At 73.6% G+C, this 13209-nt stretch carries 12 protein-coding genes; 2 read left to right on the plus strand and 10 right to left on the minus strand.

Annotation, left to right across the window (positions count from 1 at the left end):
• Nucleotides 1–163: 163 nt before the first annotated feature.
• Nucleotides 164–1411, minus strand: coding sequence for a glycoside hydrolase family 26 protein (locus OG245_RS35270; RefSeq protein WP_371627403.1), 1248 nt, complete (start codon nt 1409–1411; stop codon nt 164–166).
• 122 nt (nt 1412–1533) lie between these two features.
• Nucleotides 1534–2823: a cytochrome P450 gene (locus OG245_RS35275; RefSeq protein WP_371627404.1), complete on the minus strand. Its 1290-nt coding sequence runs from the start codon at nt 2821–2823 to the stop codon at nt 1534–1536.
• A gap of 253 nt (nt 2824–3076) precedes the next feature.
• Between OG245_RS35275 and OG245_RS35280 the strand changes: the two genes are divergently transcribed.
• Both OG245_RS35280 and OG245_RS35285 read left to right on the plus strand, forming a co-directional pair.
• The gene (locus tag OG245_RS35280) at nt 3077–3550 is read left to right on the plus strand and encodes a tyrosinase family oxidase copper chaperone (protein WP_371627405.1); all 474 of its coding nucleotides are present in this window, start codon (nt 3077–3079) and stop codon (nt 3548–3550) included.
• Nucleotides 3551–3569: 19 nt separating this feature from the next.
• Nucleotides 3570–4433, plus strand: a complete 864-nt coding sequence (locus OG245_RS35285) for a tyrosinase family protein (protein ID WP_371627406.1) — start codon at nt 3570–3572, stop codon at nt 4431–4433.
• A gap of 67 nt (nt 4434–4500) precedes the next feature.
• Here OG245_RS35285 and OG245_RS35290 read toward each other — a convergent pair whose 3' ends face one another.
• The 8 genes from OG245_RS35290 to OG245_RS35325 all read right to left on the minus strand — a co-directional run bounded on the left by OG245_RS35290 (nt 4501) and on the right by OG245_RS35325 (nt 13071).
• Nucleotides 4501–4782, minus strand: coding sequence for a chaplin (locus OG245_RS35290; protein WP_371627407.1), 282 nt, complete (start codon nt 4780–4782; stop codon nt 4501–4503).
• Between the two features lie 139 nt (nt 4783–4921).
• Complete coding sequence (locus tag OG245_RS35295) at nt 4922–6070, minus strand: GNAT family N-acetyltransferase (RefSeq protein ID WP_371627408.1); 1149 nt, start codon at nt 6068–6070, stop codon at nt 4922–4924.
• Nucleotides 6067–6744, minus strand: a complete 678-nt coding sequence (locus OG245_RS35300; RefSeq protein WP_371627409.1) for a lipopolysaccharide biosynthesis protein — start codon at nt 6742–6744, stop codon at nt 6067–6069. The genes OG245_RS35295 and OG245_RS35300 overlap by 4 nt, the downstream gene beginning before the upstream one ends.
• Nucleotides 6741–7877 (minus strand): glycosyltransferase, encoded by a 1137-nt coding sequence (locus tag OG245_RS35305; RefSeq protein ID WP_371627410.1) that lies wholly within the window; start codon nt 7875–7877, stop codon nt 6741–6743. Before OG245_RS35305 ends, OG245_RS35300 begins: the two co-directional genes overlap by 4 nt.
• The gene (locus OG245_RS35310) at nt 7874–8686 is read right to left on the minus strand and encodes a polysaccharide deacetylase family protein (protein ID WP_371627411.1); all 813 of its coding nucleotides are present in this window, start codon (nt 8684–8686) and stop codon (nt 7874–7876) included. The genes OG245_RS35305 and OG245_RS35310 overlap by 4 nt, the downstream gene beginning before the upstream one ends.
• Entirely contained in the window at nt 8676–10388 is a 1713-nt protein-coding gene (murJ, locus tag OG245_RS35315) for a murein biosynthesis integral membrane protein MurJ (protein WP_371627412.1), read from the minus strand. The genes OG245_RS35310 and murJ overlap by 11 nt, the downstream gene beginning before the upstream one ends.
• On the minus strand, nt 10385–11743 hold the full coding sequence (locus tag OG245_RS35320; RefSeq protein ID WP_371627413.1) for an O-antigen ligase family protein: 1359 nt from the start codon (nt 11741–11743) through the stop codon (nt 10385–10387). The genes murJ and OG245_RS35320 overlap by 4 nt, the downstream gene beginning before the upstream one ends.
• Before the next feature lie 2 nt (nt 11744–11745).
• Entirely contained in the window at nt 11746–13071 is a 1326-nt protein-coding gene (locus tag OG245_RS35325) for an exopolysaccharide biosynthesis polyprenyl glycosylphosphotransferase (protein ID WP_371627414.1), read from the minus strand.
• Nucleotides 13072–13209: the final 138 nt, after the last annotated feature.

The following is a 13209-nucleotide window of genomic DNA, read 5'->3' on the forward strand; positions in this document are numbered from 1 at the left end:
GGTTTTCCCTCGTTCGGCGGCGTGACGGAGCGGGCCGTGTCCACGTTGGTGGTGGTGACAAGCGGTTGCTTGTCCACCTGCCCCCGCGCTGGACTCGTGTGGGTGGACGGCTCCGGCCCCGACAGGAGGGCCGGAGCCGTTTCCATGCCCGGGATGCCCGGGATCAGTAGCGGAAGCAGATCTCGCGCTCCCGCAGCCACGGGCCCAGCCAGTCGCCGAACGGGACCGGCACGCACCACTCGCGGGCGGGCGGTCCCCCGGCCCCCGGGGCTGTGGGCGAGGGCGCCGCCGGGGACGGCGCCACGGACGGCGGGACCGTGGGGGAGGGGGCCGGACCCGTCGGGTCGGGCGTGGGCGTAGAGGTGGGCCTCGGTGTCGGGCTGGGCGCGGGCGCGGACGGCGCGGCCATCTCGGTCAGCATCGTCCGGAACACCTTCGAGGACCGCGGATTGCTCCCGCACTGCCAGACGCCGTGCGGGCAGTAGTCCGTGACCGTCTGGTAGAGCGGCTCCTGCCGGTCGATCCACTCCAGCATCCGCCGCATGTACTCGGGGTTGTCGCCGTTGCGGAAGAGCCCCCACTCCGGGAACGAGATCGGCTTGCCGTGCTCCGCGGCGAAGTCGACGTGCTTCTGGAGCCCGTACGGGTCGGTGATCTGGTCGTCGAAGGTCTCACCGGGAGGCTGGTCGTAGGAGTCCATCCCGATGATGTCGACGACGTCGTCGCCCGGGTAGCACTCGGTCCACGGCACCGCGTCCCGCCCCCGGCTCGGCGTGAAGTCGAAGCGGAAGTCCTGACCGGGCACCGCGCGCATCGCCGTGACGATCCGTTGCCAGTACGCCTTCCAGGACGCGGGATCGGGACCGCACCGATGGGTGTAGGTGGTGCCGTTCATCTCCCAGCCGAGCACGATCACGGTGTCGGGAACGCCCAGCCCCACCAGGCGCTCCGCGAGCCGCGTGAAGTGCTGGTCGTACTCCCCGGCCGCGCCTGCCCGGAGCAGGGTGCGGACCTCGCCGTCCGGGACCCGTTCCTCGTTGCGCTCCAGCATCGGCACGTTCAGGACGAACATCCGTTCAGCGTCCGCCTGTCTCCAGTCCGCCCAGGATTCGAGGAAATCAGGTGTCCCCTCGATGTTCACCCACAGATCGCCCGGCAGGTACGTGTGTCCCACCCGCAGTTCCGCCCCGCCGAGCCAGCGGGACAGTTCGGCCATCCTGCTGATCCCGGCGGGCCCGTAGTCCAGATACGCGCCGTGCGCCGTGCTGCTCGCCGCCCGCGTCGGGCCGGGTGCGGCGCCGTCGACGGAATCGGTGCCCGGCGGTGACTGGCCCGCGATGCCGCCACCCGCCAGGAGGCTGAGAGCAGCCGCCGCGATGCACGAAACGATAAGACGGCGCTTAGCCGGCATTACTCCTCCTGGCTGCGGTGAATTCCGGCCGGTTCGGCCTGATAGGGAGAGAGTCGCATCTTCGTGCACCGGAGGCATGTGCAGGAGTCCATTTATCGTATTCGGCGTTGCGGGCGTGCCGTTCAGGTGAATGTGGGGCCGAACGTGAAGGGCAGCGAGCCGACGCGGTTGTCGAAATTCGAGTCGACCAGAGCGGGATCTCCCAGATTTCGCATGACGGGACGACGGGCGATCAGTTCCCGGAAGAGGGCGGTCATTTCGAGCCGCGCCAGATGCGCTCCCAGGCAGTGGTGCGGGCCCCCGCCGCCGTATCCCAGATGGGGATTGGGCGACCGGGTGATGTCGAAGCGATCCGGATGGGTGAAAACCGCCTCGTCGCGATTGGCCGACGCGTAAATGAGGGCGACTTTCTCCCCCGGGAGAAACGTGCGGCCGCCCAGTGCGCATTCCGCGGTGACCGTCCTGCGGAACTGGATGATCGGGGTCGAATGCCGCACGATCTCGTCGACGGCGCCGTCGATGTGCCCGTCGAAGTCGGCCCGCAGCAGCTCCCGCTGCTCCGGATGCCGGTCGAGCAGGAACAGCCCGTGCGCGATGGCGTTGCGGGTCGTCTCCACCCCGGCCACCAGCAGCAGCGAGAAGAAGGCCCCGAGCTGCTGCCCGGACAGCGCCTCGCCGTCGATGTCCGCGCTGACGAGCGCCGAGACGAGGTCGTCCTCGGGGTGGCGGCGCCGTTCCCGGGCGAGCCGCCCCATGACGAACTGCATCCGGGCCAGCGACGCCAGCCCACGGCCGGGAATCCGCAGCCGGGCCCGGCCCCGGCGCTCGACGCCGACGTGCTCCGAGGCGTGGTCGATCTGTTCCGCGATCCGCTCCCGGTACGCCTCCGGGATGCCCATCAGGTCGCAGATCACCTCCAGCGGCAGCCGCGAGGCCGCCGACGGCATGAAGTCCCGGGGGCGCTCGGCGATCAGCTCGTCCACCAGCCGCCCGGCGAGCCGGCCGACGTTCTCCTCGACGTCCGCCAGCAGCCGGGGGGTGAACCGCCGCGAGATGATCCGGCGCAGCGCCGCGTGCTCGGGCCCGTCCATGTTGACCATCGAGTTCCCGAACAGGGCCTTCGCCCAGCCGGCCGGCTCGGGGGTGGTGACCCCCGGAGCGCTCGCGAACACCTGGGGCGTGCGGCTCGCGGTCCGCACGTCCGCATGGCGCACCAGGGCGTGGAACGGCTTGCCGGCGGTGCGCGCGGCACCGGCCCGGGGCGTGAACAGGACCGGTGCGTCCAGCTCCCGCAGCAGGGCGAACGCCCTGAGCCTGACGGGGCGCGGCAGCCGCCAGAAGGCCGGGTCGGCCAGATCGACGTCCGCCGCGCGCAGTGCACGGTCCTCGGACAACTGGTACGGAACGGTCATGCCCATCACCTCCACGGTTCGCCAGGCCATGGTCCGGCCCGTCGAGGCGAGGCGCCTCGTCGACGCGGCCCGTCGCTCCCGATGAGCCCGCACCCTCACGCGTTTGACGGAACGGAACCGCCATCCGTGCGCCGTACGCCGCAGGCACGAGAACTGTTTCGCCTGCGCCTCGTTGTCAACATCGCCATCAGAAGCACCTCGGACGAGTTAACGAGTCAATGAGGCGAGTCAAGGAGAGGCAGGCACTCAGCTCATGAGCCCCACCCCAGCGAATCCGGGCGGAACCCGCGTTCCCTCCCGCCGGATCGTCCTGCGCGGAGCCTTCACCGCCGCGGTGGTCACCGGCACCGCGGGCACCCTGCTCCCGCTGCTCGACCGGGAGCGGGCCGCCGCGGCCCGGCCCGCGCCCCGGGCGACCGCATCCGGCCCGGTGCCGACGGCGGACGAGTTCGCCGAGATGTACCGGGGCCGGGAGATCCGGGGGACGGCCACGGCCGTCGTCCCCGCCGGCGCCACGGCCGACGACCGGGTCGCGATCGCCGCCGGACCGGGCGCCGAGGTCCGCATCGACGGCAGGCCCCTGCACGTCATGAGGCGGGCCGACGGCACCTATCTGAGCGACGTCCGGCACTACGAGTCGTATCCCACGCTGCTGGAGACGGCCCGTGCCGCCGTCGACGAGCTGGGCGCCGCCGGACTCGCCCACCCCGTCGCACACCGCATGTGAACCAGGAGGACCAGCACCGGTGTACACCCGCAAGAACCAGCGCGACCTCACGCGCACCGAGAAGCGCCGACTCGTCGACGCGATCCTGAAACTGAAGCGCTCGGGCCGCTACGACGACTTCGTCGTCATGCACCGGGAGTACTACGTCATGGACACCGAGCGCCGGCCGCGCCCGGCACACATGACGTCCTCGTTCTTCCCCTGGCACCGTCAGTACCTGCTGGAGTTCGAGAAGGCGCTCCGAGCCGTCGACGCCGGCGTCAGCGTCCCGTACTGGGACTGGACCCAGGACAACAGACCGACCTCGTCGCTCTGGGCGGAGGACTTCCTCGGCGGCAACGGAAGACAGGGCGACCGGCAGGTCACCACCGGAGCCTTCGCCTACGGGGCGGGCAACTGGAGCGTCGGCAGAGGCGTCACCGACGAGCACTACCTCACCCGCAACTTCGGCAGGCCCGGCCGCGACCCGGTCTCCCTCCCCACCAGGAACGACCTGGAGCGCGCGCTCAAGGACCCCGTCTACGACACCGAGCCCTGGAACAGCGTCTGCACCGAGGGCTTCCGCAACCGCGTCGAGGGGTGGGGGATCCGGGACGTGCGCGGGGTGGGCCTCCACAACCAGGTCCACCAGTGGGTCGGCGGCCCGATGGCGGGCGCGGCCTCCCCCGAGGACCCGGTGTTCTGGCTCCACCACTCCTTCATCGACCTGCTGTGGGACCGGTGGCGCAAGGCCCACCCGAAGTCCGCCTACCTGCCGGGCCGCAAACCCGCCTCACCGGGCCCGGACCGCGACTACGTCTTCGGCCTCGACGACGCGATGCCCCCCTGGGGAGTGACGCCGAGGAAACTCCTCGACCACGGCAAGCTCTACCGCTACGCCTGAGCCCGGACGGAGGAACGCCCGGCCCCCACCGCGAGGAGGGAGCCGGGCGTTCCGGAACGACGGGGGATCAGCGGCCGTAGCCGTAGCCACCCTTGCCGTGGTGACCCGCGTCGACGTTGGCGCAGGTGTTGCCGAAGGCCGGGTTCAGCAGGCCGATCACGTTGATCGTGTTGCCGCAGAGGTTCACCGGCACGTGCACGGGGACCTGGACGGCGTTGCCCGAGAGGACGCCGGGGGAGGCCGCGGCGAGGCCCTGCGCGCCGGCGTCGGCGGACGCCATGCCTGCGCCGCCGGCGATCAGGGCGCCGGTGCCGGCCATGACTGCGGCGACCTTCGTCATACGAGACATTCGGAACTCCTAGAACAGATAGGGGGTGTGCTGCGGACGCGAGGCCCGCACCCCCTGACAACGCGGGAGAGGCCGGACGGTAACGGATCAGCTCATAGGTGATATCTCCGACGCCCCTGTCCGGCGTACGCCCGGCGCGTCAGCGCCCGATCACCGGCAGTCCCGTCAACCGCTCGTGCCAGTCCCGCGCCGCCGGGAACCGGGCCTTCACGGTCTCCACCGCCCGCTCCCGTACCGCCACCTGGGACTCGCGCAGCCGCAGCAGCGGCTCCAGGCCCGGCCGCGCCAGCAGCAGCCGCTGGTTGACCACCGGCACCGGCCCCCAGTGGTTCTTGTAGCTCTCCGCACCGCGCAGCAGGCTCAGCACCGCCCGCCCGCCGTCCGAGGCCTGCTGGGCGACCTCGCGCAGCAGCATCGTCGACACATCGACCTTCCGCTCGCGCAGCGCCGGATCCGCACCGTACAGATAGCCGCCCATCAGCCGCCCGGACTGCAACGACAAGTTGGACGCCACCACCTCGCCGTTCAGCCGGAACTCGGTCATGGCCGCCGTGCCGTCCCCCACCATCCGTCCCACCGACCGGATCAGATGGTCCGAGAACCGCGCCCTGAGATGCTCGGGGTTGACCGTCCGGCCCTCCCACTGCCTCTCGTGCAGCCGCAGCAGCGTGCCGATCGCGGCGGGCACGCCGTCCCGCGGAATCCGGTGCGCCTCGACGCCCAGGGCGTCGACCTTGCGCAGTTTGGAGCGCAGCCGCTGGCCCCGCGAGCCCGTCAGCCGCGCCACGGTGTCGCCCAGCGGCTCGGCCGGCAGCTCCATGCACGTCGAGTCCGTGAGCCGGCTCCGGGCCCCGGCCCACCGCCCGAACAGCAACTGCGCCGACGCGTCGGGCCTGACCTCCCGCAGGTCCACCACGGTGTGCCGGGCCGCCCGGTCCAGACCGCGCCCCAGCGCCCCCACCGCGTACCCGGCCTCCTCCTCGTCCAGCAGGATGTCGAAGAAGTCGGAGATCGCCCCGCCCATCGGAACGAGCAGCGGCATCGGACGGTGCACCAGCATCAGCGGCGCCGCCCCGATCAGCCGCCCCGAGCGGCGGACCAGCAGCACCCGCAGCCGGCCCTCCTGACCGTAGGAGAGCCACCACGAGTGCAGCCAGGCGTGGCTCTGGAACGGGGTCGCGGTGGCGCAGCGGCGGTGCAGCGCGTCCCACTCCCCGGCGAGGGCGCCGAACTCCCCGAAGTCCCGGCACAGGGTCACGACGAGGCCGCCCGCCCGGCGCCCCGTCATCGGACGAGCTCCCGGTCGTCCTGGGCGATGCCGCCGCCCTCGGCCGTCTGGCCGGGAACCTGCGCCGAGACGCGCGGGCCCGCCCGGCGCGGCCGGACCAGCAGCACGAGGCCGCCCAGCAGCCCGCCCGCGGCGGCCCCCACGGCGGCGCCCAGCGGCACGGACGGCGAGACCGGCTGGTCCGGCGTCATCGCGTGGGTGAACTTGATCAGCTTCACCCCGGTGTCCTTGGAGACATGGCCGCTGCTCACGATGACGGCCTCGATGACCGCGTTGGCGATGTCCGCCGCCTTGTGCCGGTCCTCGGACGTGCCCGTCACCGCGATCATCGGAGAGTCCGGAGAGGTCTCCGACCGGACGTGGGACCGCAGCTCGCGCATCGGCTCGCCGGCCGCGCCCTGGGCGTACGAGAGCGTCGCGTCGCTCGTCGTCAGCCGCCCGTACGACTGGGCGTACCCCAGGGCCGCCGAGGGGTCCGTCCCGGCCTCGGCGACCGCCATCGCATAGCTGGTGGCCTCGTACCGGTCCGCGGCGAGCGCGCTGTACGAGAGCCCGGACGCGGTGCCGATCAGTACGGAGACGGGCAGCGGCCACCAGTGCGGCAGCCGGGCGATGGCGGTGCGCAGCCGGCGGACGACGACATGTCGACGCTGCTGCTCGGGTGAGTCGGTCATGAAAGGGCTCTCCGGTTCGGTGGGGCGGTGTCGAGGGCGTACGCGTACACGTCCATCAGGCGCTCGCTGCTGCGCCTGATGTCGTAATGGCCGACGGCCCGGGGCGGCGGCCGCCGGTCGGCTCCGGCCTGTATCCGCTGCCGCAGCCGGGCCGTCAGCTCCTCCGGGCTCCCGGCGATCCGGGTGGCCGCGGGGGCATGGGCGGCGGGCAGGTCGTCGATGGCCGGGCAGGCGTCGTGGAGCACCGGCAGTCCGGCGGCGAGCGCCTCCACGGCGGCCAGCCCGAAGGACTCCTCGCGGGACGTGGAGACGAAGGCGTCCACCGCGCTCAGCAGCGCCGGAACACCCGGGACCGGGCCGTCCCCGCGCTCGTCGCACTCCCCGAGGAACCGGATGCGGTCCACCGCCCCGAGGCGCAGGGCCAGCGCCCGCAGCGCCCCGGCCTCCGGCCCGTCCCCGGCCAGCAGCAGGCGGGCCTCCGGCAGGGCGGCGACCGCGCGGATCAGCACGTCGAACCGCTTGCCCGGCACCAGCCGCCCGACCCCGCCGACGACGAACGCCTCGGCGGGGATGCCCAGTTCCGTCCGCACGGAGGCCCGGCGCCCGGCGTCGAAGCGGAACCGGTCCGCGTCGATGCCGTTCGGCACCAGCCGGATCCGGTCGGCCGGCACCCCCCAGTCCCGCAGCCGGCCGGCCACGGTGGAGGAGACGGCGACGGTCGCCGCCCCGAGGCGTTCGGTCGCGAGGTAGAGGGCGCGGACGGACCGGGTGAGCGGGCGGCCCTCGATCTCGGCCCGTCCCAGGGAGTGCTCGGTCGCGACGGTGGCCCGGGTCCCGGCGAGCCGGGCCGCGATCCTGCCGTACACACAGGCCCGGTACAGATGGGTGTGGACCACGTCGTAGCGGCCGTCCCGGATCAGCCGGGCCAGCTTTCCGACGGCGCTGAGGTCCCGGTTGCCGCGCATCCCGAGGTGGGTCACCCGGATGCCGTCGGACCGCAGCTCCTCGGCCACCGCCCCCGGGTTGGTGAGCGTCACGACATCGCACTCCACCGGCAGATGACGCAGCAGCAGCCGCAACTGCCGCTCGGCGCCGCCGACCCCGAGCCCGGTGATGACGTGCAGCGCCCTCATCGCGGGCCGCCCGTCCGCACCGGCCCGGCGACCCGCGCGCCCGCACCGGGCGCCGCCACCTGCCGCAGCCCGTGCCGCAGGTCCTTCGCCCACAGCCGCACCCCGCGGTCCGCCTGGCTGATGTGGGTGCGGGGCAGCGCGAACCGGCTCAGCAGCGGGCCGGGGGCCAGCGCGCACGCGTAGCCGTAGCCCGCCGAACGCGCGGCTTCGGTGACCCGGCGGTCGAGGATGCCGTACGGATAGCAGAACCCCTCAGGACGCGATCCGGTGAGGTCGCCGATCAGCTCCCGGCTGCGGACGGTCTCCCGGCGCAGCTCCACGTCCGCGAGTGCCGTCAGATCCCGGTGGTACAGACCGTGCGAGCCGACCTCCATGCCCGCTGCGGCTACCCGCCGGACGCCGTCGTGGGTGAGCAGCGGTTTGCGCGGGCCGAGCGGATCCCACGCGTTGACGCCGCCCGGCCGGCCCGGCAGGACGAAGACCGTCGCCCGGAACCCGTGCCTGCGCAGCACCGGCAGCGCCTCGTCGAGGAAGTCCGCGTACCCGTCGTCGAAGGTCAGCCCGACCAGCCCGCGCCGCGCCGCGTCCCCCGCGCGCAGCAGCTCGGACACCCCCACCCCCGTCAGCCGCCGGCTCCGCAGCCAGGACAGCTGCTCGTCGAGGCGGTCGGGGGAGACGGTGATGCCGTACGGATCGTCGCTCGGGTCCGTCACCGAGTGATACGTGAGGATCCACGGCTGACGGCGGGTGTGCGGGCGGAGCCGGGACGAGGGAGTGTCGGCGCAGTGGGCCGAGGAATCAGCGGCCATCGAGGAACCTCCGTCGGGTGAGTGCCAGCAGGGATACGACCTCGGGCGAGCGCAGGGCCAGCCCGGTCAGGAAGAACACGGCGGGGACGAGGAGACACCCGGCGGCCAGGCTCAGCACCGGATCGGGGACGAGGGGCGCGCACGCCCAGCCCGCCGTGCCCGCCGCCAGCGACGCCCCGGTGAGCCGGCCCAGCGAGAGCGCCACGGCCCGCGTCCGGATCGGCACCACCCGGGTGCCGAGGCCCATGAGGAGCAGCAGCGCCGTCGTGCTGATCCCGATCGCGTTGGCGGTCGCGATGCCGTCCACGCCGAAGCGGTACGTCAGGGCGTACCCGGCGCCCATCGTGACCAGCAGCCCGGTGCCCATGGCGAACGCCGGGAACCAGGTGGGCCGCCCGGACGAGAAGAACGGCCGGCTCAGCGCGCCGACCAGGCAGTGGCCGAGCAGTCCCAGCGCGTACACCCGCATCACCTGGGCGGTGGACGCGGTGTCGGCGGTGTCGAACGCGCCGCGCTGGAAGAGCACCTCGATGATCTGGGGGGCGTAGCCGAGGACGACCGCCGTGCCGAGCAGCACCACCATCCCGGCCAGTGCCAGGTCCCGCTCGACGCGCAGCCGGGCCTTCTCCCGGTCCCCCGCGGCCATGGCCTGCGCGACCACCGGGAAGGTCACCGTGCAGATCATCAGCGACAGCACCATCGGCATCTGCGCGACCTTCTGCGCGTAGTTCAGATGCGAGATCGCGCCCGCCGGCAGCGTGGAGGCCAGGAACCGTTCCACCAGCACCTGGGACTGACGGCTCACCACGAACAGGACCACCGGGGCCAGCACCGCGAAGCCCAGCAGCGGAGCGGTCCGCGCCGCACGCGGACCCCGTCCGAACCTGGGCAGCCGGGGCCGCGCGAGCGGTACCAGCCGCAGGAACACGGGCAGTTGGGTCAGGATCATCAGCACACTGCCGACCGCGACCCCCACCGCCGCCGCGCGTACGCCCCACACCGTGTGCAGGGCCAGCGTCATGCCGATGATGCCGAGGTTGTACGCGACATAGACCCCGGCGGGCGGCAGGAAGCTGCGGTGGGCGCGCAGCGCTGCGCTGAAGTACCCGGTGATCCCGAAGGTGAGGACGGTGACCGAGGTCAGCCGGGTGCAGTCCACCGCCAGCCTCGGATCGGCGAGGCCCGGGGCCAGCACGCCCACGACCCACGGGGCACCCGCCACCAGCAGCGCGGCGCCGCCGGAGAGCAGGAGGAACAGCCGGGGGAGCGTCGTGGCCACCAGATCCCGTACGGGGTCGGGGCCGGGAGCGTCTCCGGTCGCCGCCCGCCGCGTCAGGGCGAGGCTGAAGGCCGGGACGAGGAGGAGCGCCATCCCGTCCTCGATCAGCAGCGTCGCCGCCATCTCGGGCACGGTCCAGGCGATCAGGAAGGCGTCACTCGCGTCGCTCGCCCCGAAGTACCGGGCGATGGCCTGGTCCCGCACGAGACCGAGGACGGCGGCCACCACGGTCAGCACCGCCGTCCCCGCCGCCGCACGGGCGAGGAAGGACCCGAGCCGGGGGGCCTCGCCGGCGGCCGTCCCGGGCGGGGCCCCGGGGGTGAGGGGCCCCTCGGGTCCTCCTCCCGGGGCCGGGAGCAGTGGAGGGGCCGCCGCGTCCGCCGGACGCGCCCCGGCCTCGGTCCCCGTGCCGGTGTCGCTCATACGGAGCCCACCCGGTCCGGCCCGGCCAGCGCCCACCAGGCGGCCAGCCCCAGCACGACCCCGCTCAGCACCGTGGTGGGCCCGCCGATGTCCGCGTACAGGAAGTTGACGCACTGCCAGGTCATCAGGGCCACCGCCGCCAGCCCGCAGTCCAGGGCCGCGTGTCCGCGCGAGCGGGCGACGCACAGTCTGCGGACCGCGCCGGCAAGGATCGCCGCCCAGCTGCCGAGGAGCGCGGTCAGACCGATGAGGCCCTGCTCGCTGAGGACGAGGAGATACATGTTGTGCGGGGAGAGGAGAGCCTGCCGGCGGAACTCCTGGCCCGCCCCGGCCGTGTCGCTGCCGGAGGAGAGCCCGATGGAGGCGTGTCCGTCACGGTGGTCGGGGAAGCCCTTGGGGCCGACCCCGGTGGCCGGCCGCTCCCGCCACATCGCGCCCGCCGCGCTCCACATCGCGTAGCGGTCGCTGACCGACCGGTCCGGGGTGCTGGTCACCCGGGTCACGCTGGCGGCCCGGTCCGCGATCATCTCGGAGCCGATGCCGAACCCGCCGACCAGCACCACCCCGGCCGCGCCCAGCACGGCCAGCGACGTCCCGGCCTGCCGCCGCCCGGTCAGCGCCAGGACGACGAGGACCGCGGCGGCCGTGGCGATCCACACGCCCCGGCTGAACGACAGCGCCAGGGGCACGATCAGCGCGACGGCGAGGACGGCGGCGCACGGCCGCAGCCAGGCCGGGGCGTTCCGCGGCGTCCGCAGGGCGCAGGCCGCGGCGGCGAGCAGCCCGTAGGCGACGACGGTCGCCATCCCCATGATGTCGCTGGGCCCGAACGTGCCGACCGCCCGGATGTCCTCGCCCATGTAGGAGGCGCCGGTCCCGGTGACGTACTGGTGGACGCCCGTCACGCCCTGGACGACCGCCAGGAGGACCAGCGAGCCGGCGACGATCCTGAACCCGTGGACGTCCCGGAGCAGCAGATACACGGCGATCGGTACGAGCACGAAGACCTGGAGATGGCGGACGAGCCCCGGCAGGGCCGCCGCCGGGTCCACCGCGGTGACCGTGGCCACCGCGAAGCCCACGGCGGGCAGGCCGAGGACCAGCGCGGCGGTGGCGCTCAGCGGACGCTGCCGCAGATACAGCAGCCGCCCCACGCACACCAGCACCGCGAGGCCGGAGGCCACGTCGGCGGGGCCGCCCCCGCCGGAGGACCCGGACGGCAGGGCGGGCAGCAGCACGGTCGCGACCAGCGGCAGCAGCGGCCAGCGGCCGCGCCGGCCACCCCACGGGGGACGGGTGGCGGCGCGGGGCGCGGCCGCCGTCGACGGCACGGGCGGGGTCAGTACGGCGGCCATGATCAGCTGCCTCCGAGCCGGAACACGGAACCCGCGGTCCGCGCGAGCACGCACGCGTCCTGCCACAGCGACCAGGTCTCGATGTAGCGGTTGTCGAAGCGGGCCCGCTCCTCGATCGAGGTGTCACCGCGCAACCCGTTCACCTGGGCGAGACCCGTGATGCCCACGGGCATCCGGTGGCGCGCCTGGTAGCCGGGATGGGCGCGGCTGAACTGCGCGACGAAGAAGGGGCGTTCGGGGCGGGGGCCGACGAGGCTCATATCGCCGCGCAGGACGTTCCACAGCTGCGGCAACTCGTCGAGGGAGGTCCGGCGCAGCACGCGGCCGACCCGGCTCATCCGCCCGTCGGAGGCGACGTTCCAGCGGGTGGCCGACTCCTGGGCGTCGGCGGGCCGCAGCGTACGGAACTTCAGCAGGACGAAGGGGCGCCCGTGCCGGCCGACGCGTTCCTGACGGAAGATCACGCCCGGCCCGCCGGAGAGCCGCACGGCCAGGGCGCAGGCCGCCAGCACCGGGGCCGCCAGCAGCAGCCCGACCGCGGCCAGGACGGCGTCCATCGCCCGCTTCGCCCCGTGGCCGAGAGGACGGTCCGTCCCGTCCTGCAGCGGCTGGACGGCGAAGCCCCACAGATGATCGGAGCGGCCTTCCGCCGGGAGCCCCGCGACGGCACCGGGACCCGTGACCAGCCACACCCGGCAGCCGTGTCCGGTGAGCAGCGCGAAGAGAGCGACGCCGTCCGGGGTGGACTCGGGCGGGGCCGTGAACACCGCGTGCCGCACGCTGTTCTGGACGACGGCCCGCCCCACCTCCTGGGGCGAGGCCAGGACCGGCAGCGGCACGGAGCCGGAACCCGTCGGCTGCTTCTCGTCCCCGGACACCGGGGGCGCGACCAGACCGACCGGCCGCAGTCCGTAGGCGGGGTGGTCGTGCAGCGCGGCCGCCACCTGACGGGCCGGCGGCCCCTGGCCCACGACCAGCGTGGACAGAGGGCGGCGGACCGCGGCCCGTCGCCGCGCCCGGTACACGGACGCGCGTCCCGCGCAGGTCAGCGCGGTCTGCGTGGCGGCCCCGTACGCGAGCACCGTCCAGCCGATCGCCTGCTGCGGGGCCCAGACGGCCAGCACCTCCATGGTCACGTACCACTGGAGGAGGGTGAGGCCGAGCAGGGCGGGGAGTTCGGAGAGGACGGAGGGGGACAGCCGCATCCCGTACAGGCGGCGTTGAGCGAAGAGCAGCACCTGTGCCACCGCCTGGACGGCCACCAGCAGCCAGGGCCACGGGGCCGGGACGACCAGGGCGAACGTCACGGCCGGGGCCAGGGCGTCCACGCACAGGAGCGGCGCGAGACGGCCGTACCGGACGGTCCGGCGCTCGCCGGGCTGCGCCCGCGCACCGCCGCCGCTTCGTCGCTGCGGATGAACCGTGTGCGCCTGTACGGCTGTTGCCTGTCCAGGGCCGGGAACCGG

This window comes from Streptomyces sp. NBC_01116 (genome assembly GCF_041435495.1).
Lineage (GTDB): Bacteria > Actinomycetota > Actinomycetes > Streptomycetales > Streptomycetaceae > Streptomyces.

Excerpts from the sequence above, each read along its gene's own strand:
- OG245_RS35295 (WP_371627408.1), bottom strand. The coding sequence starts at position 6,070 with ATGACGGGGCGCCGGGCGGGCGGCCTCGTCGTGACCCTGTGCCGGGAC.
- OG245_RS35275 (WP_371627404.1), bottom strand. The coding sequence starts at position 2,823 with ATGACCGTTCCGTACCAGTTGTCCGAGGACCGTGCACTGCGCGCGGCG.
- OG245_RS35310 (WP_371627411.1), bottom strand. The coding sequence starts at position 8,686 with ATGGCCGCTGATTCCTCGGCCCACTGCGCCGACACTCCCTCGTCCCGG.
- OG245_RS35305 (WP_371627410.1), bottom strand. The coding sequence starts at position 7,877 with ATGAGGGCGCTGCACGTCATCACCGGGCTCGGGGTCGGCGGCGCCGAG.
- OG245_RS35320 (WP_371627413.1), bottom strand. The coding sequence starts at position 11,743 with ATGGCCGCCGTACTGACCCCGCCCGTGCCGTCGACGGCGGCCGCGCCC.
- OG245_RS35270 (WP_371627403.1), bottom strand. The coding sequence starts at position 1,411 with ATGCCGGCTAAGCGCCGTCTTATCGTTTCGTGCATCGCGGCGGCTGCT.
- OG245_RS35290 (WP_371627407.1), bottom strand. The coding sequence starts at position 4,782 with ATGTCTCGTATGACGAAGGTCGCCGCAGTCATGGCCGGCACCGGCGCC.
- murJ (WP_371627412.1), bottom strand. The coding sequence starts at position 10,388 with ATGAGCGACACCGGCACGGGGACCGAGGCCGGGGCGCGTCCGGCGGAC.
- OG245_RS35300 (WP_371627409.1), bottom strand. The coding sequence starts at position 6,744 with ATGACCGACTCACCCGAGCAGCAGCGTCGACATGTCGTCGTCCGCCGG.
- OG245_RS35280 (WP_371627405.1), top strand. The coding sequence starts at position 3,077 with ATGAGCCCCACCCCAGCGAATCCGGGCGGAACCCGCGTTCCCTCCCGC.